This is a genomic window from Nonomuraea sp. NPDC048826 (assembly GCF_043198225.1).
Taxonomy (GTDB): Bacteria; Actinomycetota; Actinomycetes; order Streptosporangiales; family Streptosporangiaceae; genus Nonomuraea.
Map to the genome: position 1 here is coordinate 16,850 of NZ_JBICUQ010000001.1, position 23,983 is coordinate 40,832.

Genomic DNA, 23,983 nt, shown 5'->3' on the forward strand with positions numbered 1-23,983 from the left:
GGCGTCCGCCGAAGCCGATCCACCGTACGCCCACGGCGGCCGTCGCTCTGTGCCCTGGCTTGTGCACTCCGGGGAACGTTGAGGCGGGGGATCGTCGTTGTACAGGTGCACCCGGATCACGAAGGGGGGAACCTTGCACCACAACGGTCTGCGCACCGCGCTCCTGCTCGGGGGTTTGTCGGCGTCGATCATCGCCGTGGGCTGGTGGTTGGGTGGCGGTACCGGTCTGCAGATCGCGTTCGTGCTCGCTCTCGCGACGAACGGCTTCGCCTACTTCTTCTCCGATCGCATCGCGTTGTCGGCGATGCGGGCGCGGCCGGTCAGCGAGGTCGAGCAGCCCGCGCTCTACCGCATCGTGCGTGAGCTCTCCACGGAGGCCCGCCAGCCGATGCCCCGCCTGTACGTCTCGCCGACGGTGCAGCCGAACGCGTTCGCCACCGGCCGCAGCCCCCGCAAGGCGGCGGTCTGCGTCACCTACGGGCTGACCCAGTTGCTGAACGAGCGCGAGTTGCGGGGCGTCATCGGGCACGAGCTGTCCCACGTGTATAACCGCGACATCCTCGTCTCCTCGGTGGCCGGGGCGCTGGCCACGATGATCACCTGGCTGAGTTATGTGGCGGTGTTCTTCGGCGGGTCTGACGACGACGAGGGCCCCGGCTTCCTGGGCGCGCTGCTGATGATGCTGCTCGGCCCGGTGGCCGCCGGGATGATCCAGATGGCGATCTCCCGGACCCGCGAGTTCCAGGCGGACGAGTCGGGGGCCCGGCTGACCGGTGACCCGCTGGCGCTCGCCTCCGCCCTCCGCAAGATCGAGATGGGTGCGCGGCGGCTGCCGTTGCCGGAGAACAGCCGGCTGACCTCGGCCTCCCACATGATGATCGCCAACCCGTTCAGCGGGGCCGGCCTGGGCCGCCTGTTCTCCACGCACCCGCCGACCTCGGAGCGGGTGGCCCGGCTGGAGCGGATGGCCGGTTACCGGCGTTGACCCGGCGGGGAATGCGCGACAATCGCCCCATGGCGCGATCTTTACGCTTGACCGAGGCCGAGCGGAAGGTGTGGAAGGCCTTCCCCACGGGGGAGATGGTGGAGTTCGCCGACGCCGAGCCGCGCGCGACCCGTACCGCGGGGGTGAACGCGCCCAAGGACGGCGACACCTGGGGGCCCGAGCGCACCATCCGGGCCGAAGTGATCACCAGGCTGCTGCTCGGCGCCCGTCAGACGGGCGCCGGCGCGGTCCCGGCGGTGCGGGTAAGCGGCGCCAAAATCACCGGCTCGGTGCAGATCTTCGGCGGTACGGTCGAGCACGAGCTGGTGCTCAGAGGCTGCCACCTGGAGGGGCCGGTCCGGCTCACCGATTCCAGGACGCGCACCGTACGGCTGACTGATTGCCGGTTGCCGTCGTTCAGCGGGGTCGGCATGCGGGTCGAGGGGCATCTGAGCCTGTCGGGCTCGTACGTCGCGGGGCCGGTGCGGCTGATGCGCGCGCAGTTCGCCAGCGGCCTGTGGCTGGGTGGCACCAAGGTCGAGCCCGAGCAGGACGACCAGCCGGCGTTGCGGGGCGACGCCATGATCGTCGACTCGGTCACCTTCCTCGGCAACGCCGAGTTCACCGGCCTGGTGCGGCTGGCCGGCGCCCGGTTGACCGGCGGCTTCTCCATGGTGGGCACGAAACTCCGCAATCCGGGCAAGCTCGCGTTCGACGCCGACGGCATGGTCGTCGAGGACACGATGCGCTGCACCGGCGACTTCCTGTCGCTCGGCTGCGTGCGGATGCGCGGGGCGCGGGTGAACGGCCTGCTCGCGATCAGGGGCGTCATCCGCAGCCCCGACACCCCGTACGCGCTGCACGCCAGCCACATGGAGGTGCGCGAGCTCTACCTGAAGCCGGACGAGCCGATCGACGGGGTGGTGACGCTCGCCCACTCGACGGTCGGCACGCTGCAGGACTCGCCCGACACCTGGCCGGAGCGGCTGCGCCTGAACGGGCTGACCTATGAGCGGCTGCGCGGCAGCGGCGTCGCCCGGCGGATCGAGTGGGTGAGCCGCGACCCGGAGGGGTTCCGGCCGCAACCGTACGAGCAACTCGTGGCGTGGTACCGGCGCGACGGCAACGAGGCGCTGGCCCGCCGCGCCCAGCTCGCCAAGCTGCGCAACCGGCGCAAGACGGAAGGGCCGGGCGGCCGGCTGTGGGGGCGGCTGCTCGACGTCACGGTGGGGTACGGGTACCGGCCGTGGCTGGCGGCCGTGTGGTTCGGGATGCTGCTGCTGATCGGCACGGTCGTGTTCGCGCTGAACCCGCCGCGCCCGCTCAAACCGGACGAGGCGCCCGGCTTCGACCCGTTCGCCTACAGCTTCGACCTGCTGCTGCCCTGGTCGACGTTCGGGCAGCGGGACATGTTCGACCCGGCGGGCTGGACGCAGGCTCTCGCGTACGGGCTGATCGTGTCGGGGTGGATCCTCGCCACGGCCCTCGTCACGGGCGCCACCCGGGTCCTGCGTCCGACGTGATCGAGCGCAGGATCGCCGCCATGTCCGACGGGAAGACCACCTCGTCGGTCGTCTCCAGGTCTTCGGCGCTCCACCACCGGTGCCCGATCGTGGTGTCCTTCTCGATCTGCTCCATGTGCTCGAACGACACCTCCGCCGGCCCGACGCGCACCGCGAAGAACGACTGATCCTGGACGATCTCGTACTGCGCCCACCGGAACTCGATGGTGCCGTGGCTGTGCGGCCCGGTGAACGCCTCGGCCGGCACGCGGATCCCGACCTCCTCGAACAGCTCGCGGGCGGCGGCCTGCTGGAGGGTCTCCTCGCCCTCCACCGCTCCGCCGATGGTGAACCAGAACGGGTTGCCGGGCCGTACCGGATCGAACCCGTTGAGCAGGAGGACACGGCCCAGATCGTCGATCGGCAGGGCACGCGCGGTGAAGCGGCGCAGCGGGATCATCGTCACGTCTATGAAGCTTACGTCGAGGCGGGGTCATGACGGAGTAATGACCCCCGCGTGACGGCCAGGCCGGCGTGTATCTCATACCAAGGGTTCATACGCTTCGATCCACGCTTTCCGGTTGTGGTCATGGCCCGTTCTCCGTCTGTTCACTTTGGACCGGTTCTATCGAGGCGTATCGAGAACGGATCTCTACGGAGAAGGACGCACACCGTGACCAGTGGACAGCGCCGCCTCAGCGCGGCGGCGACGGCCGCCATCGTCGTGGCTCTTTCCGCCGCTTGTGGCGGCACCAACACCACTCCGCCCGCCGGGGAAGGCACCGCGAGCACGAGCACGAACGCGGGGGACGAACTGGCCGGGCAGGTCAAGGCGGACGGTTCGAGCACGGTGGCTCCGTTGACGAGCGCCGCCGCCGAGTTCTTCGCCGAGGAACAGCCCAAGATCAACGTGACCGTCGGCACCTCCGGCACCGGCGGCGGCTTCGAGAAGTTCTGCAACGGCGAGACCGACATCTCCAACGGCTCCCGCCCGATCAAGGACGAGGAGAAGGCGGCCTGCGAGTCCAAGGGCGTCACGTTCGCGGAGCTCACGGTCGCCACCGACGCCCTCACCGTCGTGGTGAACAAGGAGAACACCTGGGCGAACTGCCTCACCACCGAGCAGCTCAAGAAGATGTGGGAGCCGGGCGCCGAAGGCAAGATCACCAGCTGGAAGCAGGTCGACGCCAAGTTCCCCGACGAGCCGCTGAAGCTCTTCGGCCCGGGCACCGACTCCGGCACCTTCGACTACTTCACCGACGAGATCAACGGTGAGGAAGGCGCCAGCCGCAAGGACTACAACCCCAGCGAGGACGACAACATCATCGTCCAGGGCGTGACCGGCACCAAGGGCGGACTGGGCTACTTCGGCTTCACCTACTTCGAGGAGAACGCCGACAAGCTGAAGGCCGTCGAGATCGACTCCGGCGAGGGCTGTGTGGCTCCGAGCGCCGAGAACGCGCAGAACGGCACCTACACCCCGCTGGCCAGGCCGCTGTTCGTCTACCCGTCGGTCAAGGCGGCGAAGCGCCCCGAGGTGGCGGCCTTCCTCGACTTCTACGTGGCCAACATCGGCAGGATCGCCACGGACGCCAAGTACATCCCGCTCAACTCCGAGCAGGAGGCCAAGCTCAAGACCGACCTCGACGCCCTGAAGCAGGGCTAGATGACCGTGCGAGATTCGGCGACCGCGTCCCTGGCGCGGTCGCGCCCGCGGCACGGCGAGGCGGTCATCAAGGCGATACTCCTGCTGGCGGCGCTGGTCTCCGTCGCGACCACGATCGGGATCGTGGTGTCGCTGGTAGAGCCGACCATCAGGTTCTTCGCCGAGGTCAGCGTGGTGGAGTTCTTCACCTCCACCAGTTGGGGCCCGCTGTTCGAGCCGCCCGCCTACGGTGTGCTGCCCCTGGTGAGCGCGACGCTCATCACGACGGGCATCGCGGTGCTGGTGGCCGTGCCGCTGGGGCTGGCCGCGGCCATCTACCTGTCGGAGTACGCCAGGCCCCGGGTCAGGAAGGTCTGCAAGCCGACCCTGGAGGTCCTGGCCGGCATTCCGACCGTGGTCTTCGGGTTCTTCGCACTGAGTTTCATCACCCCGCTGCTGCGCGGCGTCCTGCCGTTCGAGATCGAGATCTTCAACGCGCTGAGCGCGGGGCTGGTGGTCGGGTTCATGATCATCCCGATCGTCGCCTCGCTCTCCGAGGACGCGATGTCCGCGGTCCCGGCCGGTCTGCGCGAGGGCTCGTACGCGCTGGGCGCCTCGAAGATGGTCACCTCGCTCCGCGTGGTGCTGCCGGCGGCCTTCTCCGGCATCGTGGCGGCCGTCATCCTGGCGATCTCGCGCGGCGCGGGCGAAACGATGATCGTTTACATGGCGGGCGGCGGGCAGCCCAACCTCACCCTCGACATCGGCAAGGCGATGCAGACCATGGCCGCGTTCATCGCCCAGGCGGGGTCGGGTGACGTGCCGGTCGGCACCGTCGACTACAACACCATCTTCGCGGTCGGCTCCCTGCTGTTCGTGATGACGCTGGCGATGAACGTCGTCAGCGCCCGCCTGGTGCGGAAATTCCGTGAGGTGTACGAGTGATGGCCGTTCTCTCCACCCCGCGCTCGGCCGTGCGGCTGGCCGGTCAGGGGCAGCCGATCCGGGAGCACCTGTTCAGGATCGCGCTGCTGTCGAGCCTGGCGATCGCGTTCGTCTTCCTGGCCGCCCTGCTCACTTACGTCCTCGTCGAAGGATGGCCGCGGCTCGACTCCCGCCTGTGGGAGAACATGCCGTCGATCCGCGACCCCGAGATCGCCGGCGCGCAGTCCGCCATCACGGGCACGCTCTGGGTCATCTCGCTGACCGCGGTCCTCACCCTCCCGACGGGCATCGCGGCCGCGATCTACCTGGAGGAGTACGCGGACAAGACCCGCTGGTGGAACCGGATCATCGAGCTGAACATCCAGAACCTCGCCTCGGTCCCGTCGATCGTCTACGGCATCCTGGGGCTGGGCATCATCGCCCGCTCGTTCGGGCTGGGGTTCAGCGTCATCACCGCGGCGATCACGCTCGGCCTGCTGGTGCTGCCGGTGGTGATCATCGCCTCCCGGGAGGCGATCCGCGCGGTCCCGCCGTCCATCCGCGAAGGCTCCCTGGCCCTGGGCGCGACGCAGTGGCAGACCATCTCCCGCCAGGTGCTGCCCGCCGCCGTCCCCGGCATCGCGACCGGCTCCATCCTGGCCCTCTCCCGGGCGATCGGCGAGGCGGCGCCGCTGCTGATGCTGGGCGCGGTCTCCTTCATCCGCTTCAACCCGGACGGCATCCTGGCCAGCTACACGGTCCTGCCGATCCAGATCTTCAACTGGATCTCCCAGTCGCGGGAGGGATTCCACTTCCTGGCCGCCGCGGCGATCGTGGTCCTGCTGGCGATCCTGCTGCTGATGAACTCCGCCGCCATCTGGCTCCGTAACCGCTACCAGAAGCGCTGGTGAGGGAAGAAAATGAGCGAGACAGAAACCCCCATGAAGAACATCACGGTCAACCCCGCCGGCGCCCCCCGTACGATCGAGTCTCTCGACCCGGTGTTCACCGTGTCGGGCCTGAGCGTCTTCTACGGCGCGTACGAAGCCGTCCGCGGCGTCGACCTGACCATCGGCAACCGCGAGATCACCGCCATGATCGGCCCGTCCGGCTGCGGCAAGAGCACCGTCCTGCGCTGCTTCAACCGGATGAACGACCTCATCCCCGGCGCCCGCGCCGCCGGCAGGATCCTCTACCACGACGAGGACCTCTACGGCGACCACGTGGACCCGATCGAGGTGCGGCGGCGCATCGGCATGGTCTTCCAGAAGCCGAACCCGTTCCCCAAGTCCATCTACGACAACATCGCCTACGGCCCCCGGGTCAACGGCATGAAGGGCAAGATGGACGACCTCGTCGAGGAGGCGCTCACCCGGGCGGCGCTCTGGGACGAGGTCAAGGACAAGCTCAAGCAGAACGCGCTGTCGCTCTCCGGCGGCCAGCAGCAGCGGCTGTGCATCGCGCGGGCGATCGCGGTCAAGCCCGAGGTCATCCTGATGGACGAGCCCTGCTCCGCGCTCGACCCGATCGCCACCACCAAGATCGAGGACCTGATGCAGGAGCTGGCCCGCGACTACACGATCGTCATCGTCACGCACAACATGCAGCAGGCCGCCCGCGTCTCGCACCGCACCGCGTTCTTCACCGCGGAGGTCGACGACAAGGGCGAGCGGCACGGCCGGCTGGTGGAGTTCGACGAGACCAGCCGCATCTTCACGAACCCGGCCGACAAGCGCACCGAGGACTACATCACCGGCCGCTTCGGGTGATCCGGCGCAGAGGAGGACCCGGGTGATCCAGGGGGCGCCCTCGGTGCCGCTGCTGCTGGTGGCCGATCCTGACACGGCGAAGGTCGAGGTGCTCGCGGAAGCGCTCGGCCGCGAGGGTGTGGAGGTCACGGGCGTGCCCGACGGCGCCCAGGCGCTCATCCAGACGGGCGTGCTCCGCCCGGACGTGCTGCTGGTGAGCGCGTCCCTGCCGCTCATCAGCGCCGTGGACTTCGTCAGGACGATCCGCATCAGCCATCCCATGCCGGTGCTCCTGGGCGTCGGCGAGGGGCACGCGGAACTGGCCGTGCAGGCGCTCTCGGCGGGGGCGACCGCCTGCGTGGCCATGCCGTACCGGCTGCCCGAACTGCTGCCCCTGATCCAGGCCGCGGCGACGGGGGAGTCGGGCCGGGTCATCACCGTGGGCGACGTCGAGCTCGACGCGCACGCCTACCAGGTACGGGTCGCGGGCCGGGCCGTGCACCTGCCGCTGCGCGAGTTCGAGCTGCTCCATTACCTGATGCGCAACCTCGGCAGGACCGTCACCCGGGAGCAGATCATGCGGCACGTCTGGCACGCCTCGGGCGACGACGTGCCCACGAACACGATCGCCGTGCACGTCAAACGCCTGCGGGCCCGGCTCGGCGACACCGACGACGCCCTGATCAGGACCGTCCGCGGCGTCGGCTACCGCCTGGTCGCCCCGGCCTGACCGGTCACGTACGCTCGTCGAGCCTGCCGAGGCCGTTGATGATGAGGTCGATGACGTCCTGCCGGCTGATGGCCTTGTGTGCGAAATGCCCGGCCGTGGCCAGCTCGGCGAGACCGTGGGCGGTGGAGATCAGGGCCATCATCGCCGCTTTGGTGCCGGGCCCGTGATCGGCCATGTCGAGGCTGAGCGCGCTCATCACGTCGTCGATCGCCGTCTCCATCTCCGGATGGTCGCCCGCGGCGAACGCCGAGGAGAAGACCAGCCGGTATTCCTCCCGATGCGTCTCCGCGTACTCGACATAGCTGGAGTAGAAGGCGCGCAGCCGCTCCTGGTGACCGGTGTGGGCGAGGACGGCGGTGGCGATATGGGTGCTGAGGTCGCTGATGACCCGGGCGGCGAGGGCCGCGAGTAAGGCGGTCTTGTCGGCGAAGTGCCGGTAGGGCGCCATTCTGGACAGGCCGGCCGCCTCGCCGACCGCGCGCAACGTCACGGCGTCGAGGCCCTCGTCGCGCAGCAGGCTCAGGGCGCTTTCGATCAGCCTGTTCCTGGTGTCGTCCACCATGGACCCCACCCTCTCACGACCTCCTCTGTTGACAACGTCAGCATATGTGCTGACACTGTCAACATCCGATGTTGACGGCGTCAGCAGGAGTGACATGAAGATCATAGTGAACGGCGAGCCCACCGAGGTCGACGCCGGCCCGGACGACGTGGTGGTGGACGTCCTGCGCGACGGCCTCGGGATCACCGGGCCCAAGGCGGTCTGCCGTACCGGCGTCTGCGGCGCGTGCACGGTGACGGTGGACGGCACGCCGCAGGCGAGCTGCCTGCTGCCGGCCACCGCCGTCGAAGGACGCGCCGTCGGCACCGCCGAGGGACTGGACCATCCGGTGCAGCGCGCGTTCATGGCCCACGACGGCCTGCAGTGCGGCTACTGCACGCCCGGATTCGTGGTGGAGGCCGCCGCGTTCGTGGACGCCTGGCGTGCCGAGCACGGCGACGTCGCGCCGCCGCGCGAGCGGATCGCCGCCGCCATGGCCGGCCACCTGTGCCGCTGCGGCGCGTACGAGGGGATCCACGCCGCCATCGCGGCCGCCTGCCGGGGCGAGCACGACGCCGGCCCCACGACCCCCGCCCGCGTCGAGGCGTTCGAGAAGGTCACCGGCCGCGCCCGCTACACCACCGACATCCGGCACGACGGGCAGTGGGAAGGCGTCATCATCCGCTCGACCCGGGCGCACGCCCGGGTCACCTCGGTCGAGGTGGACGGCGCGACCACGGTCGACCTGCTGCCGCCCGACCGGGTCGTCCGGTACGCGGGCCAGCCGATCGCCGCCGTCGCCGCGCCGACGCGCAGGGAGGCGCTGGCCGTCGCCGGAGCCGCCCGGATCGGCTACGAGCCGCTCCCGGCCGCGCTCGACCACGCGCCCGACGCGCCGCCGGTCTACGACGAGCGGAGCAGGAAGGACGCCCCGTCCTCCAGCGAAGGGGTCACGCTGCCCGGCGGCTGGAACGGCAACGTACGCGGGCCGTTCACCCGGGCGAGCCGGCGCGGCGGCACCGCGGCCGAACGCATCGACGACGCGCGGCGGCGCGCCGACCCGCGCCTGGTGACGGGCACGTACACCACCGCCGTGCAGGTCCACACGCCGCTGGAGCCGCACGCGTGCGTGGCCCGCTGGGACGAGCGCGGCGACCTCCACCTGCACCTGTCCACGCAGGCGGTGGCCATGGTCGCCGAACAGGCCGCCAAGCGCTGGAAGCTCGACGAGGACCGGGTACGCGTCGTCGCCGAGCACGTCGGCGGCGGGTTCGGGGCCAAGGGGGGCATCACCGTGGAGACGGTCGCCGCGGTCGAGCTCGCCCGCGCCTGCGGGGCCCCGGTGCGGGTCGTGCTCAGCCGCGCCGAGGAGCTCACGGCCGCCGGCAACCGGCCCGGGAGCAGGACCGACCTCGCCCTGCTCGCCGACGACAAGGGCGACCTGGCGGCCCTCGCCGTCGACGTGCACAGCCACGGCGGCGTGTCCGTCGGCTCCGCCGTCGCCCTGCACGCCCGCCTCGTGTACGGGACCGCGCCCCGGCGGCTGCGCGACTTCGACGTCGTCACGAACGAACCCCCGGGCTCGCCGTTCCGCGGCCCCGGCGCCCCGCCCCTGCTGTGGGCCCTGGAACAGGCCGTCGACGAGATGGCCCACCGGCTGGACGAGGACCCGATCGCGCTGCGCCGCCGCTGGGACGGCAACCCGAAACGACGCGCACTCTACGACCGGGCGGCGGAACTGCCCCTCTGGCGGGACAGGCCGCGCGCCGGCTCGCAGACCGGCCGCTTCCGCCGCGGCGTCGGCGTGGCCGCCGCCAACTGGTTCTACGCGCTCAGCCCAGGCACCCAGGTCGAGCTGGAGGTGGAAGGCGACGTGGTGGTCGCCCGCACCGCCACCCAGGACATCGGCACCGGCGTCCGCAGCGTCATCGCCGGCGTCCTGCGCGAGGAACTCGGCCTCCCCGCCGACCGGATCCGCGTCGAGATCGGCAGGTCGGACACCGTGCCGGGACCGGCCGCCCTCGGCAGCCGCTCCACCACGTCGGTGGCCCCCGCCGCACGCGACGCCGCCCGCCGGCTGCGCGCCCAGGGCATCACCCCCGGCGCCAAGGTGGTCGGCAAGCGGCGACGCGACCGCGGCGGCTACGTGACCCCGTTCGCCATGAGCGGCATGGCGCTCGGCCGCGGCTTCAGCGGCGCCGTCCACGTCACCGAGGTCGAGGTGGACACCCGCATGGGCACGGTCAGACCACTGCGCGTCTGGGGCGGCATCGCGGCCGGCCGCATCTACGCCGAACGCCCCGCCCGCAACCAGTGCGAGGGCGGCATCGTCCAGGGCATCGGCTACGCCCTGTACGAGGAGCGCCACGTCGACCCCGTGACCGGAACCGTCCTCACCGCGAACCTGGAGGACTACCGCATCCCCGGCATCGGCGACACCCCGGAGATGACCATCCACTTCCACCAGGACGGCTGGGACCACGTCAACGGCCGCGGCGTCGGCCTGGGCGAGGTCTCCACGATCGGCGTCGCCGCCTCCGTCGCCAACGCCGTGCACCACGCCACCGGCTGGCGCCCCCGCGACCTGCCCATCCGCCCCGACCGACTCCTCGAAGGGATCAACGCGTGACCATCTTGGAGATCCCCCCGCACGGCGAACTCCGCGCCGGGGGCACCGACCTGATGAGCCGGCCCCGTACCGGACCGTACGTGGACCTCGGGGGCCTGCCCGACTTGTCGGGCGTGACCTGGCAGCCGGACGGCTCCGCCCACCTCGGCGCGCTGACCACCGTCGCCGAGATCGCCCGCGACGAACGGCTCCGCGCCGCCTACCCCGCGCTGGCCCTGACGGCCGAGGCGCTGGCCACCCCGCAGATCCGCGCCGTGGCGACCCTCGGCGGCAACCTGCTCCAGCGCAACCGCTGCTGGTACTTCCGCAATCCAGCCTTTTCCTGCTATCAGAACGGCGGCGACACCTGCCCGGCCCGCGCCGGCCTCAGCCTCTACTCCGCCGTGATCGACACCAGCCCGTGCGTCGCCCCGCACCCGTCGTCCCTGGCGATGGCACTGCTGACCTACGACGCCCTGGCCGAGGTGCACGGCAGGAGTCCCATCCCCGTCGGGGAGCTGTACGGCCCCGACCCGACCCGCGACCATCTGCTCGAACCCGGCGAGATCCTCCGCGCGGTCCACCTGCCGCCGCCCGCCGCCGGCGAACGGGCCGCCTACCACCGCGCCACCAGCCGGTCCGAGGCCGAATGGCCGTTGGTGGAGGCCGTGGCGCGCATTGTCCCGGACGGCACGCCCGCCGTGAGCGTCGGCGGCGTCGCCCGCGTACCGCTGCGGTTGCCGGAGGTCGAGGAGGCGCTCAAGGCGGGGGAGTCGATGGAGGCGGCCGCGGGGCGGGCGGCGGAGCGATGCACGCCGACGGGGTCGAACGGGTACAAGGTCACGTTGCTGACGGCCACGGTGCTGGAGGTGCTGGAACGGGCGGGCGGCGGGTGATCAGCCGCTGGGAGGTGCTGGAACGGGCGGGCGGCGAGTGATCAGCCGCTGGGGGTGGTGGCTGTCCTCCGCCCCCACCGCTGTACCCGGGCTTGCAGCTTCCTCCGCCCTCCTTCCGCTGTTCCTGTACGGTGCCGCGCCCGTCCTGCTGGGCTGCGGTCGGCGGCCGCGTCGGCGATGGCCTCACCACGACGGCCACGCGATCTACGGCCGCCGATGACTTCGACCGGTCAGCGCCTACGCCTGCCCTGCCTGCGCCCGCCCTGCCTGCGCCCGCCTTGCTGAAGCCGGACCCCTGATGACCTGACAGCCCACGTCGAATCTTCCGGCGATATACGTTGATTTCATATGACCCCCCTCGATGAGCCGCCTGTCCGTCCCACCCAGACAGCTCGATGGGTGGTCCCCGTCCTGGTGCCGCTCGCAGCCGTCTGCGCCGCGCACCTCCTGATCGCCTCCGCCGACCTGGGAACCTTGGCACGCAGCATCGCCATCGGCACAGCCTGGGGCGCCGCGCTCATCGCCGGAATGGTCGTGATCGCGCTGCCGGCCCTCGGCTCCCGAGAGGGCCGGCGCGGTGTAGCGGTCGTCGCGTCCTTCATCCTGCTCACGGCCCTCGCGTCGAGACTTCCCCCGCTGCCTCTCTTCGGCCCCCTGGAACGCCCCTGGCAGGGCAAGATCATCGACCTGATCTGGGTCTCTCTCCTGTTCGCCGTGCTCTGGCGCTGGGCGCGCACCGAAGCAGGCCTCCGCTGGCGGCTCGAGCCCGGCTCCACCCGCCCCGCCCTCATCACGATCGTCGGCGTCCTCGCGCTGTTCGCCGCGCTGGCGGCGGTCTCCGTCGCGCTTCAGCCCGGAACCCTGACCCCGGTGAGCGCCGAAGAATGGGCGTACGACGGGACGATCCCCAACCTGACCGAGGAACTGATCTGGCGCGGCGCCATGCTCGCCGTGCTCGACCACGCCCTGGGCACCCCCCGCACCGTGCTCGGCGCCCCCGTCGGCTGGGGCATCGTGATCACCAGCGTCGTCTTCGGACTCGGCCACGGCATCCTCGTGGACCCGTCAGGCGTCTGGAGCCTCGATCTCGCCGGAGGCCTGTTCGCCGTCGTCATGGGGCTGGCGTACGGCTGGATCCGGAACCGGACGGGCAGCATCTGGCCCGCGTTCCTCCTCCATTGCGCCCCGGAACTCGGCCTCGACCTCGGCCTGCTCATCACCTCGTGACGACCTGCCGCCGGGGTCGCGTACATCGGCAGAGGGAAGCCCGAATACGTAGCCCGAGGTCGTGTACGGTGCCGGCGGGGAGCGCGATGACCGAGTCCGGCCTCGCGCCCCGCTCCGCTACCGGTAATTGGTGAACTGGAGAGCGATGTCGAGATCCTTGCCCTTGAGCAGGGAGATGATCTCCTGAAGGTCGTCCTTCTTCTTGGAGCTGACCCGCAACTCCTCACCCTGGATCTGCGCCTTGACGCCCTTGGGCCCCTCGTCGCGGATCATCTTCGAGATCTTCTTCGCGTGCTCCTGGTCGATGCCCTCCTTCAGGGCGACCAGCATCTTGTATTCCTTGCCGGACAGCTTCGGCTCACCCGCGTCGAGGATCTTCAGCGAGAGACCCCGCTTGATGACCTTCTCCTGGAACACGTCGAGCGCGGCGCCCGCCCGTTCCTCACTGTTGGCCTTGATCTCGATATGGTCCTGACCGGACCAGCTGATGCTCGCCCCCGTGCCCTTGAAGTCGAAGCGGTGCCCGATCTCCTTCACGGTCTGGTTGAGCGCGTTGTCGACCTCTTGCCGGTCGATCTTGCTCACGATGTCGAACGATGAATCCGCCAAAGCGCACATCCTCTCAGCTGCGTCACCATCGGTGAGCGTCCGCCTCCGAACGCACCCCAGCGAACGAGCCTAGCCAGCATCGCCGCCCCTTGCAGGACCACCTCCACCCCCTGTGGACAACACCCGGCGGTCCCGCCCCGGGAGGTGAGGACGACTCACGCGAGGACAAAGTGGTGTCACGTGCACTGCAGAAGTCCGCTATTCTTCTGTCTGTCGCCGCGAGAGCGGAAGACACGGCAGGTTGCCCGAGTGGCCAAAGGGAGCGGTCTGTAAAACCGTCGGCTCAGCCTACGCAAGTTCGAACCTTGCACCTGCCACCAGCAGTAACAGCAGGTCAGAGGCCCTTAGGGGCCTCTTCTGCGTTTCAGGGGTGTGCAGCCGGATGCAGCCCTGAGCGGCCGTTTGTCGGTGGTCACGGGATATACGCGGGATGGATTCGGGGGCGTTTCCCCAGGTCGAGGCCCATGATCCGGAGTATGTGCGGGATGACACGGCCCTGCAACGCCGAAAGGCCCCGGGGAAGCCGGAGCCCTTCGAGTGGTGCTGTTCGTGATCTCATGCGATCAGTACGTTCGCGATCCGCTGGTTGACGATGTCCTCCTGGCCGTCGATGCACTTGGCGTAGACGCGGAGCAGGACATCCACGCCGTGACCGGCACGGGCAGCTACCTCCGGAGCCGGTACGCCGCCGTTGAGCCAGAGCGAGACGGCCCCGTGCCGAAGGTCGTAGGGCCGCCGGGCGAGCGGTGAGGCGACCTGGGCGGGCGTGAGAGCCAGGGCGCGGGCTTCCTGCCAGACCTCGGTGTAGGCCGTCGAGGCGACCACGCCGCCGCGTTCGCTACGGAACAGCCGCCCGTCAGGGGCGACGCCGAACTCTGCGATGTGTTGCTGAAGGATCTTGACCAGTTCCGGAGGGATCGGGATCCTGCGGACGTCATCCTCGCCTCGATGCTTGAGACCGCGCAGCTCGTGAGCGTCGCCCGTGTCGGTCCACCGGCGGTTCACCTCAGGGCGGGAGCCGTCGAGGGTGAGCCGTCCCCAGCCCTCGGGCGGGAGACAGCAGTCCTGCTCACGGAGACTGACCGCCTCGCCGGGCCGGAGAGCGGCGAAGTACATGCAGGCGAACATGGCCATCAACCGCCGGCCCCGTCCTTTCCCGTTGCGCTGGCGCTTGCCGACGTAGGTGAGCGCGACGAGGAGTTCCCTGGCCTGACGAGGGTTGACCACAACCCGCGGATCCACGGTCTCGGTCGTCTTCGGAAGCTTCCACTTGATCCGGTGCAGCGGGTTGGACGGCAGTTCTTCCAGCTCCACCGCGTACTCGAAGACGTGGTGCAGGACAGCGCGCTTCCGCCTGATCGTGTTGGCACCGGCCTGCTTGCCGTCGAGGCGGAGCGCGAGCGCATCGAGGGCCGGGCGTACGGCCTTGGTCTCGTTGAGGTCTTCCATGTTGAGCGATGCCGCTTCCAGCCAGCGGACGGCCCGCGCGATGTCAGCAGGCATCGCGCGTCGCTTGTCCTCAGGCAGCAGGACATACTGGCGCAGGGCTGTACGGAGGAGGGCAGCATCCGGTCGCCCCGCCTTATCCGTCGTCAACGCTGGGAGAGCCGTCGCCAGGGCGTCGGACATGCTGTCACGGCTCTTGGCAGCCGCGTGCGGCCAGCGCGCTTCCACGTACGCCTTCACGAAGTCGAGGACGGTCCTCGCGTCCTTGGCTTTGATCATCGACTCAGGAAGACCGGTCTCCAGGTCGAACGCCTCACCGCGTCTCGCCGCCTGCCGCAGGTCGGACAGAAAGCTCTCGCCGAGGGCCTTGGTCTTGTACGTCTTGGACTTCTCCCGGCCGCCGACCTTCCAGCGCGCCTCATAGGAGGGGGACTTGCTGGACTTGTTTCGGCGGATCTCCCAGAACTTCACGTCGTACGAGGTCGTCATGCTGCGCTCCGGAGGGATTCGAGCCAGGATTCGAGGTCGTTGCGGTAGATGCGGAGTTCGCCGTTGGGCAGGCGGATGCCCTTCGGTGCCTTGCCGATCTCGCGCCAGCGGTAGAAGGTGCGACGGGAGACGCCGCCGAGTTCTTCGAGGACTTGGGCGACGGTGAGAAGTTCATTGCGCCTGCTCATGCCGCCCTCCCTGTCTGCTCAGTTGCCGAAAGATCTTGGCCCTGTGCTTGAGCTTCGAGTTGGGCCATATGAGCGCGCCAGCGTTGGCGTTCTCGTACGGATCGCAACAGCCGTGCCGACAGCGGCGGCACGTTGGCGTCTCCGGCCGGGACGGGGCGCCAGACGTAGCGGTGTGGGTCGGTGGGCTGGTCAGTCTGTCCGAGAGCTTCCAAGACCCAGGTACGGCGGTCCTGCTTGTGCTCGGCGAGGGTCTTGTTGGACCACTTGCGAGAGACCAGGACACGACGGCCCGCGTAGCCGAGGTGTTCGGGCTTGTGCGCCTTGCTCCGACAGCGGCCCGGCATCATCCCGGCCTTGGCTCCCTTCGGCTGAATGCCGTAGCGCAGCCAGTTGGCGCAGGTGGGCGAGCAGGGCTCGTAGCGCAGGGCATCGACGAACCGGGCCGTGTGCTGCTGCTGGGCTTGGCCGCCGTCGAGGGATTGACCGAGGCTCTTGGTCAGGTACTTCGACAGGTAGCGGATGCACTGGTCGGCGTCCGGGGTTCCGGACAGGACGCCTTTGACGTCCACCTGATCGCCGAAGCGGATCATGTGCAGCGGCTCGGCGTCCTCGTCGGTGTCGAGCTGGTCGAGGGCTTCGTCCCAGGTGGGCAGGAGTTCGCCGGATGCCGGGTCGAGGTAGCCGGCCCCGTCCTGCCAGATGGGCAGGTGCTCGCCGTCGAAGACGACCTTGTCGGCCTGGGGCCACCAGACCTGATGGTAGGTGGCGGCGGCGATCTGCTTGATCTCCGCACGCGGAAGGGTCCCGCGGATGGCCATGTGCAGGTGCGGGGCGAGCCGCTTCTGAGGTTCGACGGTGGCGAAGTACTGCACGTCATAGCCCGCGACGCGGCGTAGGTTCTGCACGAACCGGTCGATCAGCTTGGAGAAGTGCAGCGCGTCCCGGGCCGCTCGCTGGTAGTCGTACGTCTCGGGATCGACGGGCACCCCGTCGCGGATCTTGCCGTAGGAGGGCAGGGTGAGCGTGACGAACAGCGACGGCCGGTAGGTCTTGCCGTCCGGGGCCTGGAAGGTCCGGCCGAGGGTGGTGTTGGTCATCGTGCGCTTGGGCAGGTCGGGTGCGTCTTGTCGCCGCTTGGTCGAACGGGTGCGCTTCGGGGCGGTGCGGCCGAGGACGTTGCCGCGCATTCCGGCGTTGTTGATCTCTTCGTCCAGGCCCTCGATGAGCGCGTCCAGCTCGGTGGTGTCGGCACCGGCCTTGTCGGCGTCGTCGCGCTGGGCCTGGACGTCGGCGCGGAACTCGACCAGCCAGCGTTGTTCCTCATTCGGCTCGTCCGGTATGATGGCGGGTTCTTCGTCGAGGTGCCAGCCCTCGCGGCATTGGGCCATGCGCAGGTGCCGGTTGCGCTTGGCGCACGGAGGGCACTTGGCTTCCATCGGCGAGCCGCAGGGGACATCGACGATCTCCCACTGTCCGGTGTGGGTGTCGAGCCGCTTGAGCGGGACGGGTCGGATGCACACGCCGTGTTGCTTGGCGATCTCCTCGACGACGTCCTGGGCGAGCGGCATGGCGAGCCGGACGGCGCGGGGCAGGGAGCGGTCGTGCGGGTTCGTCATGCGGCCTCACCTCGCTCGGTGAACAGGGTGACCATCTGGCGGATGTCGGTGTCGGAGACGTAGGCGGCGCGGACGCGGATGGGTTCGGGTGAGGTCTCCAGACGCATGTACGCGACCCCGGCTCCTTGCTCGGGGATGGGGGAGATGTGGTCGGCGAGTGCTCCCCGGTCGCGGGCGCCGTCGCCGAGGACCATGTCCACTTGCTCGGATTCGTCGAGCCGCAGGGCGATCTTGTCGGGGAACAGGTTGCGGATGTTCATGACCTCCTTGCGTGGGTCCTGGAGTGCGGCCATGACGCCGACACCGACCGAGCGGCCTTGGGTGGCGAGCGTGGCCAAGGCGGCGGAGAGGCGGTGCCTGAGTTGCTTGTCGGGTTGGTAGGCGGTCAGGAAGGCCACTTCATCGACGAGGACCAGGACGAACGGGTCCTCGATAGTCGGGACGTGGCAGCGCTGGAGACCGGCGAAGCGGGCGGCGCGCTTGTGCATGACGGTGACGGCCTCGTCGAGCAGGTCGGCGCAGTCGGCCGGGTCGGCGGCGTAGCGGCCTTGGAAGAGCTCGCGGCCGTAGGACAGCTCCATCAGCTTCGGGTCGAGCGCCCAGACCTCAGCCAGGCCCGCCCGCATGGCGGGGAGCAGACCGCGGATGGTGTCCCACAAGAAGGAGCCTTTGCCGGCCCCGGTGGCTCCGGCGATCAGGACGTGGGTGCCATGCACCTTGAGCCGCAGCGGCTTGCCGTCTTCCTGCTTGCCGATCTCGACCGGTCCCACGGTCGGCTCATCCGGGATGGGCAGCGCCGGGATCGGGGCGGCCAGCGGGTCGCTGCGCGGGAAGGTGAGCAGCAACAGGCCGCCCTTGATGAGCGCGACGCGGCATGAGGTGGCTCCGAAGCCGTGGGCGAGGTTGTCGGTGCGGTCGGACCAGTCCTTGACGGCTTGGCCTTTGAGCATGCGGACGGTGATCCGGTCGGCCCAGCCGTCGCACTGGACGCGGACGAGCCGGGGCAGGTAGTCGCGGCCGTGGACGCGCCGGGCGAGGCCGGAGATGTGCATGACGGGCTGCCAGTGACGGCGGTAGACGGAGACGAGCCGCCACCAGGCCAACAGCCGCCAGCCGATTAGGCGGGCGAAGGATGCTCGGTCGGTGAAGGCCCAGCCGAGCAGCGCCAGGACGACGAGCCCGAACAAGGAGACGGCCAGCGGCCAGTCATAGAGCAGCCAGACGACCCCGAGGCTCACGGGAATGGCAACGGCCACGGGATGCCGCCACACCGTACGCACGAGGGCGACGAGGAACCGGTAGGCGAAGACGAGCAGAGTGAGGATGGCCGGGGTCTTCACCACGGCGGGACGGAAGACGACGGCGGTGTCCGGCGTGGTGGTGACGAGGTTGCGCGTCTCGTCGCCGGGGAGCTTCTTGAACATTAGGCTGAACTCCTCTCGTGATTGGCGTCAGGGGAGAAGAAGGGGCCGCCGGAAGGACCAGTTCCAGCGGCCCCGCTTTCATCGGTCAGGCCGCCGCGTTCTGCTCGGCGTGCAGGCGCTCGCAGTCGGCCAGGAAGCTGGTGGCCGCTTCGACCAGTTCGTTGGCGAACCTCAGGTGTTCGCCGGTGATCTCGGTGTCGCTGGTGGTGCTGATGAACACCTGGCAGGCGCCGTGGCGGATGCAGAGGAAGACGCAGGTGTGCTGGTCGGCGGCGTAGTAATCGACCTTGGTCAGCTTGTCCGGGTGGATGGAGACCCCGATGCGGGGTTCGGCGTCGGGCTTGATGCTGATCGTGGTGTAGCTGGAACCGGTCATGCGGCAGCGGCCTCCTTGCTGCTGGACTTGGCGTTGGCGGTGGCGGGTGCGGTGGTGGTGCGGGGCGCGAGCATCTGCCGGGCCTTGATGGAGTAGGCGAGCCGTCCGGAGCCGTTGACGTACGGGGTGACGGTCATGCCGTCGAACTCGACCGGCGTGAACGGCAGCCCTGCGACGGGAGCCGGGGGCACCGGCTGAACCGGGCTCAGGATCTTCACGGCCACGGTCTTCTGTGCGGCCTTGAGCGTCGGGTCGGCGTCCATGACGGGGATCTGCCAGACGAGTTCGCCCGTCTGCTTGTCCCGCGCCTGGACGAACCGGCCGTTGGTTGATGCCTCGAAGTCCTTGACCGGCTCGACGTCCCCGACGCTGTAGCAGCCGTGCGGGAAGACCTGGGCGTATGTGACGGGGATGGGGCCTTGTATTGCCATGGTGCGAACCTCCTTGTCTTGCGCGGTCAGCCACCTTGACTGACCAAGTTGTGGCTCTATTAAGCACTGAGCCCACTTGGCCAGTCAAGTAGGCCAAGTGGGCTCAGAAGGTAAAGAAATCCGGAGTTACCGGATCGGATACGCGTCCTCTAGTTCATGCCGATCACCGGGAAGCACGGACTCGACCACGACCCACGGCTTGCCGGTGGCATCGCAGGCGACGGCGTAGACGGTGAGCAGTGCGGCGGAGGGCTTCACGTCCAGGAGGCTGGACTCCTCCTTGGTCGGATTCCGCGCGGTGACGTGCTCGATCATGTGGTCCAGCGAAGTGCCGGCAGCGCTCTCGACGTACCGGCGAATGCCCTGCTTCAACTCCTCCGGCTCGATCAGCGGCGTTCCGGACGCCACCTCGACCGGCAGCCACGTCGAGGAGATCTCGGTGGGCTCGCCGTCATGCTCGACCAGCGACCGGCGCAGCACCACCGCGGACTCGGGCTTGAGGTTGAGATAGGCAGCGATCCTGTTGGGCGCCTGCACCTCTTCGGCCGTCAGCAGCCGACTGGAGACCTGGACTTCCTTGCGCTCCAGCAGCTCCCGCCCGGTCCGTACCTGCTGGCCGGTGGGAATGGCCGGGCGACCGCGCACGAAACGGCCCTTGCCCTGGTGGGTGACGATCCAGCCTTGGTCCCGCAGCACGCCGAGCGCCTTGACCACGGTCGGCCGGGCCATGCCGAACTCGGCCATGAGCTGATGCTCGCTGGGCAGCATGGAGCCGGGCGGGTACTCGCCCGAGTCGATGCGTCTTTCCAGCTCCGCGATCAACTGGGCGTACTTCGGAGGCGTGTATTCGAATGACATCAGGAAGCCCCGCAATCACCATGCCTGTCTAGCCAAGCAGGCTATCAGCGCAGGTAGCTTAGGCAACCCCTGGATCAGTCAGAAAGCCGTACCCCGCCTATCGAGCGTGGCCGAGCAGCAGCGCGTCCCAGACCTGCGCGGCCTCGCGGAACAGCCAGCGGTACGTCTCGTGAACCGTGCCGTCCTTGCGCAGAGTACGCCGGATGTACGCCCGCCCGGCGGCGTGACACAACTCGTAGTAGACGGCCTGGCAGTCACAGGTCCAAGTGATCACCCGTACACGGTCTTCCGCCCGAAGCCTGTCGAGCCACACGATCTCCATGTGATCCGGCAGCGTCCTGGGCACGTGCGGGGTCACGCAGTCAGTGACGATCTCCATCACGCGGCCCGCTTTCCGCCCACGCCGGAGCACTCGAAGCAATCAACCTGGGCAAGATCAACCGTGGTGCCGTCGATACGGCGCAGCGCGTCAGCGCGGCTGGCCCTCACCCAGCGCCAGCCCTTGCCCCGGCAGGCGCGGCACCTCTCACGTGTCAGCAGCTTGTTCGCAGTCATGGGACAAGCGTCTTGACCTGGACGGAGACAGCCCATCCCGAGCCGAGATCTCTGGACGGGATGGGTGTTATCCCTTGACGGGATGACTGCGAGCCGTGACGGTGGAGTCACCGGCAGTCCAAGGACGCAAGGGGAAACGGCAGATGCCCGCAGACGGGGCCGAACCGGTCGTCGTACCGGCTGACCTGTGGCAACGCCCCGAAATGCTCACCGCACTCACAATTCGCGACATCGGCCACCTCTTCCGGCTCGTCCGCCAGTACGCAGGCGTCAGCCAGACCCGCATCGGCGTCGCCGTCGGCCTCAGCCAGGGCAAAGTCAGCGAGATCATGAACGGCGCCGTCCAGGTCACCTCATTCGAGGTGTTCGAGCGCATCGCCGAGGGCCTGCGACTGCCGGACCCGGCGCGGATGACTCTCGGTCTGGCTCCGCGCGTCATCACCGGCACCCCGATCCCGCCAGCACCCATCCCGCCACGGGATGGAACACCAGCAAGCGGCCTTCTTAGCGTGGAACAAGTCGAACTTGTTGTCAGCCCGCGCCAGAGCACCGACCTGCTTGATGTTGACGTGCTGACGCTGGCCTGGATCGTGGGAAGGCTGGACGCACACGTGGACCGCCGAACGATGCTCCTGCTCGCGGCCGGATTGACCGCCGAAGCCGCCGCCTCCGTCACCGACCCCTGGGAACGCCTCACCCGAGCCCTTGCCGGCCCCCAGGTGCTCGACGAGGACACCGTCGAACGCCTCGAAGCCCGGACCATCGGGTTCCACCGGCTGGAGTACGAACTCCCCGCCAGCGCCCTCTACCAAGGACTGACCAGCCACCTCAACGAGCTGAGCACCCTTCTCCAGGGAGCGCCCGAACGGTTCCGCCGCAGACTCGCCGCCACAGCCGGGGAAGCGGCGACGCTGGCATCCTGGCTGGCCTGGGACCTCAAGCGGCCCGCGCAGTCGGCAGCATTCGACCGCGTCTCTGCTCTCGCGGCCAAGGAGAGCGGGCACCCGATCATCCAGGCATGCACCCATGCCTACCGCTCGTACATGCTGGAGGGCCGGGCCGCTACGGAGGCGGTACGACAAGCGCAGCAGTTCCTACCGGCCCAGGGCGACGACGCCACCGGGCATGGCTGCTTTGCCTGGAGGCCGAGCACCTCGCCACGCTGGGGGACAGGCAAGCCGCGGAACGGCTACGTCAGGCGGAAGAGGCTTTCGACCGCTCCCGCCCGCATCGAGAGCGCGCCTGGACCCGCTTCCTGGACGCCGGGCGCATGGCCGCCTTCCAGCTCTCCGTTCAGGTTCGGTTGGGCGACGAACGCCATGTGATCGCGGCCGGACAGCAGGCTCTCAGCTCGCTCGACGATGACGGCGATCACAAACGCATCGCCGTCATCTACGCCGACGTTGCCCAGGCTCAGTTCCAGATCGGCGACATCCCGACCGGCGTCACCTACGCTCGCCGTGCTCTGGACTCGGACCAGCGGACCGAGTCGACGTGGGGCCTGCAACACCTGGGCACCGTAGAGAAGGCGCTCGCAAGTCAGCAGGACCTCGCCGCTCGCGAACTGCTCGGTGACCTGATCTCTACGCGCCGGGCTCTGGGCTCGTCTCCCGCCTGATCCACTCCAGGTAATCCGCCGTCCCGGCCACCAGAGGAACGGCGAAGATCTGCGGCACCTCGTAAGGGTGCAGTTCCCGGATCGCTGCGGTGAGCTCGTCGAACCGCTCCGCCGTGGTCTTCATGAACAACAACCACTCATCAGCCCGGTTGATCTCCCCACGCCACCAGTAGACGGACGTGATCGGAGCGACGAGCTGTGCTGCGGCGGCCAGGCGTTCAGCCACCACCGCCGAGGCGATCCGCTCGGCCACATCACGATCCGGCGCGGTTACGTGGACCTCAAGGAGTTCGGCCATGGCGATCACACTGCCGAATTGTTCTTGTAGGGATCAAGCGGCGGCGCGGCGCGCAGCCGTACCCCCGGCCCTCCGCCCGCCCGCCGTCCGGGCGTGCGGCCTGGGGGCCGGTCCCGGACGGCGGCGGGACACCGGGCCGGGCACCGCACGCCGACCCCGCCGTACCCACCGTACGCGCCGACCGCAGTTGCCGCGCCGCCGCACAGATGCAGCTCTACGATCGCCACTGCATGGCTGGTCGCCGTTCGGGTTAGGGGCGATCGACGAGCCAGGGTTCGTTCCTCACCCTGGCTCCCCGAGACATCGTGGTCGATCGCCGTAGTCATGTCTGCCCGGCGACGTAGCGAGTCAGTTACGGGTCAGGACACGAGTGATGCCCGCTATGAGGGCTGTGGCGAGGACCCATCCCAGCACGATTAACACGGATGCCACCCACTGAGCCAGACCCTGGTGTTTGAAGGCGTTTTCCTGGCCCAGATTGATGATCGGCAAGAGTACGTCTGCCGTGTACAGCACCGGCTGATAGAGGGGATGCTCACCATCCTTGATCGGCTGCGGCTGGTGGTCAGTGAAGAAGACACTCCCCGCTGCCACCAGACCCAGCATCCACAACGCGGCCCGCCCCGGCCGGTAGCCGTAACCAACCATGCCGTCGAGCAGATAGCCCCAGATCCTGGCATACCAGGGGCGCGATGCGCGGTGGCGACGCTGCTTGGCCAGTAGCACCCGCCGAGCCTCCTCATCGTGCCCTTGACGCCGGTAGTACGCCGCCAACTGCTCGTACGGCTGAGCCCTATACTCCTTTCCCCCCGCCCTCAGCCAGCGCAACCGCTCCCGGGCAGGCAGGTCTGGCTCCAGATCGCTGTACACAAGCTCGTTGACATCCATGCTGGCCGGCCAGCACGCGGGATCATCGAACAACGTGCGCACCCGCATACCGCTGAGGTCTACGTCTCCGTCAGCAGCGAAACCCTCTGCCATCCACAATGAGGCAACCTCTGCATCCACGCACCGCAAGGCGACCTCCTTAGGGTTTGTTAGACGGGCACCATTGAAGCTGAGTTGACCGGCTACGCGAGCCCCGGAGAGGCGGACTGTGCCTTCTGTCTGGAATCCTTCTCGGCAGAGCATGTCTCCCTCGACGACTAATTGGTTGGCGTTGAGGGCATTCCCTTTCGGGTTGGTCAGGCGCGCACCGCTGAAGTCGAGTTGACCGGCTACGCGAGCCCCGAGGAGGCGGACCTCGCCTTGTGCTTGGAACCCTTCTCG

The 23,983-nt window shown here is 68.9% G+C and carries 25 protein-coding genes, 1 tRNA gene and 1 pseudogene; 13 read left to right on the plus strand and 14 right to left on the minus strand.

The genetic code is table 11. From position 1 onward, the window contains the following. Positions 1 to 133 precede the first annotated feature (133 nt). Both htpX and ACGFI7_RS00080 read left to right on the plus strand, forming a co-directional pair. A complete protein-coding gene (htpX, locus tag ACGFI7_RS00075) occupies positions 134 to 985 on the plus strand; it encodes a zinc metalloprotease HtpX (RefSeq protein ID WP_393397285.1) in 852 nt (283 codons plus the stop codon). Positions 986 to 1,014: 29 nt separating this feature from the next. Further along, positions 1,015 to 2,508, plus strand: coding sequence for a hypothetical protein (locus ACGFI7_RS00080; RefSeq protein ID WP_393397288.1), 1,494 nt, complete (start codon positions 1,015 to 1,017; stop codon positions 2,506 to 2,508). On the opposite strand, the gene ACGFI7_RS00085 is transcribed toward ACGFI7_RS00080, so the two are convergent. After that, positions 2,474 to 2,947, minus strand: a complete 474-nt coding sequence (locus tag ACGFI7_RS00085; protein ID WP_393399551.1) for an NUDIX hydrolase — start codon at positions 2,945 to 2,947, stop codon at positions 2,474 to 2,476. The two genes, ACGFI7_RS00080 and ACGFI7_RS00085, sit on opposite strands and share 35 nt — an antisense overlap. A 213-nt stretch (positions 2,948 to 3,160) precedes the next feature. On the opposite strand from ACGFI7_RS00085, the gene ACGFI7_RS00090 reads away from it, so the two are divergent. Genes ACGFI7_RS00090 through ACGFI7_RS00110 form a run of 5 tightly spaced genes read left to right on the plus strand, consistent with a single transcriptional unit; the run spans position 3,161 to position 7,534 of the window. Continuing rightward, complete coding sequence (locus tag ACGFI7_RS00090) at positions 3,161 to 4,153, plus strand: PstS family phosphate ABC transporter substrate-binding protein (RefSeq protein WP_393397291.1); 993 nt, start codon at positions 3,161 to 3,163, stop codon at positions 4,151 to 4,153. Continuing rightward, positions 4,154 to 5,077 (plus strand): phosphate ABC transporter permease subunit PstC, encoded by a 924-nt coding sequence (gene pstC, locus ACGFI7_RS00095; protein ID WP_393397294.1) that lies wholly within the window; start codon positions 4,154 to 4,156, stop codon positions 5,075 to 5,077. Then, positions 5,077 to 5,967, plus strand: coding sequence for a phosphate ABC transporter permease PstA (gene pstA / locus ACGFI7_RS00100; RefSeq protein WP_393397297.1), 891 nt, complete (start codon positions 5,077 to 5,079; stop codon positions 5,965 to 5,967). Before pstC ends, pstA begins: the two co-directional genes overlap by 1 nt. 30 nt (positions 5,968 to 5,997) lie before the next feature. After that, on the plus strand, positions 5,998 to 6,825 hold the full coding sequence (gene pstB, locus ACGFI7_RS00105; protein WP_393399553.1) for a phosphate ABC transporter ATP-binding protein PstB: 828 nt from the start codon (positions 5,998 to 6,000) through the stop codon (positions 6,823 to 6,825). Positions 6,826 to 6,847: 22 nt separating this feature from the next. Further along, positions 6,848 to 7,534, plus strand: coding sequence for a response regulator transcription factor (locus tag ACGFI7_RS00110; protein ID WP_393397300.1), 687 nt, complete (start codon positions 6,848 to 6,850; stop codon positions 7,532 to 7,534). Positions 7,535 to 7,538: 4 nt separating this feature from the next. On the opposite strand, the gene ACGFI7_RS00115 is transcribed toward ACGFI7_RS00110, so the two are convergent. Further along, positions 7,539 to 8,096, minus strand: coding sequence for a TetR/AcrR family transcriptional regulator (locus tag ACGFI7_RS00115; protein WP_393397303.1), 558 nt, complete (start codon positions 8,094 to 8,096; stop codon positions 7,539 to 7,541). A 94-nt stretch (positions 8,097 to 8,190) separates the two neighbouring features. On the opposite strand from ACGFI7_RS00115, the gene ACGFI7_RS00120 reads away from it, so the two are divergent. The 3 genes from ACGFI7_RS00120 to ACGFI7_RS00130 all read left to right on the plus strand — a co-directional run bounded on the left by ACGFI7_RS00120 (position 8,191) and on the right by ACGFI7_RS00130 (position 12,806). Further along, positions 8,191 to 10,704, plus strand: coding sequence for a molybdopterin-dependent oxidoreductase (locus ACGFI7_RS00120; protein ID WP_393397306.1), 2,514 nt, complete (start codon positions 8,191 to 8,193; stop codon positions 10,702 to 10,704). Next, on the plus strand, positions 10,701 to 11,579 hold the full coding sequence (locus tag ACGFI7_RS00125) for an FAD binding domain-containing protein (RefSeq protein WP_393397309.1): 879 nt from the start codon (positions 10,701 to 10,703) through the stop codon (positions 11,577 to 11,579). Before ACGFI7_RS00120 ends, ACGFI7_RS00125 begins: the two co-directional genes overlap by 4 nt. 348 nt (positions 11,580 to 11,927) lie before the next feature. Then, on the plus strand, positions 11,928 to 12,806 hold the full coding sequence (locus tag ACGFI7_RS00130) for a CPBP family intramembrane glutamic endopeptidase (RefSeq protein ID WP_393397312.1): 879 nt from the start codon (positions 11,928 to 11,930) through the stop codon (positions 12,804 to 12,806). 117 nt (positions 12,807 to 12,923) lie between these two features. On the opposite strand, the gene ACGFI7_RS00135 is transcribed toward ACGFI7_RS00130, so the two are convergent. Next, positions 12,924 to 13,424, minus strand: a complete 501-nt coding sequence (locus tag ACGFI7_RS00135) for a YajQ family cyclic di-GMP-binding protein (protein WP_393397315.1) — start codon at positions 13,422 to 13,424, stop codon at positions 12,924 to 12,926. 226 nt (positions 13,425 to 13,650) lie between these two features. Here ACGFI7_RS00135 and ACGFI7_RS00140 point away from each other — a divergent pair. After that, a tRNA-Tyr gene (locus ACGFI7_RS00140) sits at positions 13,651 to 13,735 on the plus strand. 235 nt (positions 13,736 to 13,970) lie between these two features. Here the strand turns inward: ACGFI7_RS00140 and ACGFI7_RS00145 are convergent. The 9 genes from ACGFI7_RS00145 to ACGFI7_RS00185 form a co-directional block, all read right to left on the minus strand. Continuing rightward, complete coding sequence (locus ACGFI7_RS00145; RefSeq protein WP_393397318.1) at positions 13,971 to 15,350, minus strand: tyrosine-type recombinase/integrase; 1,380 nt, start codon at positions 15,348 to 15,350, stop codon at positions 13,971 to 13,973. Next, entirely contained in the window at positions 15,347 to 15,538 is a 192-nt protein-coding gene (locus ACGFI7_RS00150) for a helix-turn-helix transcriptional regulator (protein WP_393397321.1), read from the minus strand. The genes ACGFI7_RS00145 and ACGFI7_RS00150 overlap by 4 nt, the downstream gene beginning before the upstream one ends. Then, positions 15,535 to 17,154 (minus strand): replication initiator, encoded by a 1,620-nt coding sequence (locus tag ACGFI7_RS00155; RefSeq protein ID WP_393397324.1) that lies wholly within the window; start codon positions 17,152 to 17,154, stop codon positions 15,535 to 15,537. The genes ACGFI7_RS00150 and ACGFI7_RS00155 overlap by 4 nt, the downstream gene beginning before the upstream one ends. Continuing rightward, positions 17,151 to 18,578: an FtsK/SpoIIIE domain-containing protein gene (locus tag ACGFI7_RS00160; protein WP_393397327.1), complete on the minus strand. Its 1,428-nt coding sequence runs from the start codon at positions 18,576 to 18,578 to the stop codon at positions 17,151 to 17,153. The genes ACGFI7_RS00155 and ACGFI7_RS00160 overlap by 4 nt, the downstream gene beginning before the upstream one ends. Before the next feature lie 85 nt (positions 18,579 to 18,663). After that, positions 18,664 to 18,954 carry a hypothetical protein gene (locus ACGFI7_RS00165; protein ID WP_393397330.1) on the minus strand — a complete coding sequence of 97 codons (291 nt, stop codon included), beginning with the start codon at positions 18,952 to 18,954 and terminating at the stop codon, positions 18,664 to 18,666. Next, positions 18,951 to 19,385, minus strand: a complete 435-nt coding sequence (locus ACGFI7_RS00170; protein ID WP_393397333.1) for a plasmid replication, integration and excision activator — start codon at positions 19,383 to 19,385, stop codon at positions 18,951 to 18,953. The genes ACGFI7_RS00165 and ACGFI7_RS00170 overlap by 4 nt, the downstream gene beginning before the upstream one ends. A gap of 126 nt (positions 19,386 to 19,511) precedes the next feature. Then, on the minus strand, positions 19,512 to 20,243 hold the full coding sequence (locus tag ACGFI7_RS00175) for a GntR family transcriptional regulator (RefSeq protein ID WP_393397336.1): 732 nt from the start codon (positions 20,241 to 20,243) through the stop codon (positions 19,512 to 19,514). Positions 20,244 to 20,340: 97 nt separating this feature from the next. After that, positions 20,341 to 20,622: a hypothetical protein gene (locus tag ACGFI7_RS00180; RefSeq protein WP_393397339.1), complete on the minus strand. Its 282-nt coding sequence runs from the start codon at positions 20,620 to 20,622 to the stop codon at positions 20,341 to 20,343. Next, positions 20,622 to 20,798: a hypothetical protein gene (locus ACGFI7_RS00185; RefSeq protein WP_393397342.1), complete on the minus strand. Its 177-nt coding sequence runs from the start codon at positions 20,796 to 20,798 to the stop codon at positions 20,622 to 20,624. Before ACGFI7_RS00185 ends, ACGFI7_RS00180 begins: the two co-directional genes overlap by 1 nt. A 143-nt stretch (positions 20,799 to 20,941) precedes the next feature. Here ACGFI7_RS00185 and ACGFI7_RS00190 point away from each other — a divergent pair, with 143 nt between their 5' ends. Then, positions 20,942 to 22,123: a helix-turn-helix domain-containing protein gene (locus ACGFI7_RS00190; protein ID WP_393397345.1), complete on the plus strand. Its 1,182-nt coding sequence runs from the start codon at positions 20,942 to 20,944 to the stop codon at positions 22,121 to 22,123. After that, a complete protein-coding gene (locus ACGFI7_RS00195; protein ID WP_393397348.1) occupies positions 22,069 to 22,416 on the plus strand; it encodes a hypothetical protein in 348 nt (115 codons plus the stop codon). The genes ACGFI7_RS00190 and ACGFI7_RS00195 overlap by 55 nt, the downstream gene beginning before the upstream one ends. On the opposite strand, the gene cutA is transcribed toward ACGFI7_RS00195, so the two are convergent. Together cutA and ACGFI7_RS00205 are read right to left on the minus strand one after the other, a co-directional pair. Further along, positions 22,382 to 22,714, minus strand: coding sequence for a divalent-cation tolerance protein CutA (cutA, locus tag ACGFI7_RS00200; RefSeq protein ID WP_393399555.1), 333 nt, complete (start codon positions 22,712 to 22,714; stop codon positions 22,382 to 22,384). The two genes, ACGFI7_RS00195 and cutA, sit on opposite strands and share 35 nt — an antisense overlap. Before the next feature lie 348 nt (positions 22,715 to 23,062). Next, a pseudogene (locus ACGFI7_RS00205) lies at positions 23,063 to 23,983 on the minus strand (hypothetical protein); the annotation flags it as partial.

Coding starts and splice junctions, on each gene's coding strand:
- ACGFI7_RS00190 (WP_393397345.1), top strand. CDS start 20,942: ATGCCCGCAGACGGGGCCGAACCGGTCGTCGTACCGGCTGACCTGTGG.
- ACGFI7_RS00170 (WP_393397333.1), bottom strand. CDS start 19,385: ATGGCAATACAAGGCCCCATCCCCGTCACATACGCCCAGGTCTTCCCG.
- ACGFI7_RS00080 (WP_393397288.1), top strand. CDS start 1,015: ATGGCGCGATCTTTACGCTTGACCGAGGCCGAGCGGAAGGTGTGGAAG.
- pstA (WP_393397297.1), top strand. CDS start 5,077: ATGGCCGTTCTCTCCACCCCGCGCTCGGCCGTGCGGCTGGCCGGTCAG.
- ACGFI7_RS00195 (WP_393397348.1), top strand. CDS start 22,069: ATGGCCGCCTTCCAGCTCTCCGTTCAGGTTCGGTTGGGCGACGAACGC.
- ACGFI7_RS00135 (WP_393397315.1), bottom strand. CDS start 13,424: ATGTGCGCTTTGGCGGATTCATCGTTCGACATCGTGAGCAAGATCGAC.
- ACGFI7_RS00145 (WP_393397318.1), bottom strand. CDS start 15,350: ATGACGACCTCGTACGACGTGAAGTTCTGGGAGATCCGCCGAAACAAG.
- cutA (WP_393399555.1), bottom strand. CDS start 22,714: ATGGCCGAACTCCTTGAGGTCCACGTAACCGCGCCGGATCGTGATGTG.
- ACGFI7_RS00165 (WP_393397330.1), bottom strand. CDS start 18,954: ATGACCGGTTCCAGCTACACCACGATCAGCATCAAGCCCGACGCCGAA.
- ACGFI7_RS00160 (WP_393397327.1), bottom strand. CDS start 18,578: ATGTTCAAGAAGCTCCCCGGCGACGAGACGCGCAACCTCGTCACCACC.
- ACGFI7_RS00150 (WP_393397321.1), bottom strand. CDS start 15,538: ATGAGCAGGCGCAATGAACTTCTCACCGTCGCCCAAGTCCTCGAAGAA.
- ACGFI7_RS00155 (WP_393397324.1), bottom strand. CDS start 17,154: ATGACGAACCCGCACGACCGCTCCCTGCCCCGCGCCGTCCGGCTCGCC.
- ACGFI7_RS00180 (WP_393397339.1), bottom strand. CDS start 20,622: ATGGAGATCGTCACTGACTGCGTGACCCCGCACGTGCCCAGGACGCTG.
- ACGFI7_RS00185 (WP_393397342.1), bottom strand. CDS start 20,798: ATGACTGCGAACAAGCTGCTGACACGTGAGAGGTGCCGCGCCTGCCGG.
- ACGFI7_RS00085 (WP_393399551.1), bottom strand. CDS start 2,947: ATGATCCCGCTGCGCCGCTTCACCGCGCGTGCCCTGCCGATCGACGAT.
- ACGFI7_RS00120 (WP_393397306.1), top strand. CDS start 8,191: ATGAAGATCATAGTGAACGGCGAGCCCACCGAGGTCGACGCCGGCCCG.
- ACGFI7_RS00175 (WP_393397336.1), bottom strand. CDS start 20,243: ATGTCATTCGAATACACGCCTCCGAAGTACGCCCAGTTGATCGCGGAG.
- ACGFI7_RS00130 (WP_393397312.1), top strand. CDS start 11,928: ATGACCCCCCTCGATGAGCCGCCTGTCCGTCCCACCCAGACAGCTCGA.
- ACGFI7_RS00115 (WP_393397303.1), bottom strand. CDS start 8,096: ATGGTGGACGACACCAGGAACAGGCTGATCGAAAGCGCCCTGAGCCTG.
- pstC (WP_393397294.1), top strand. CDS start 4,154: ATGACCGTGCGAGATTCGGCGACCGCGTCCCTGGCGCGGTCGCGCCCG.
- pstB (WP_393399553.1), top strand. CDS start 5,998: ATGAAGAACATCACGGTCAACCCCGCCGGCGCCCCCCGTACGATCGAG.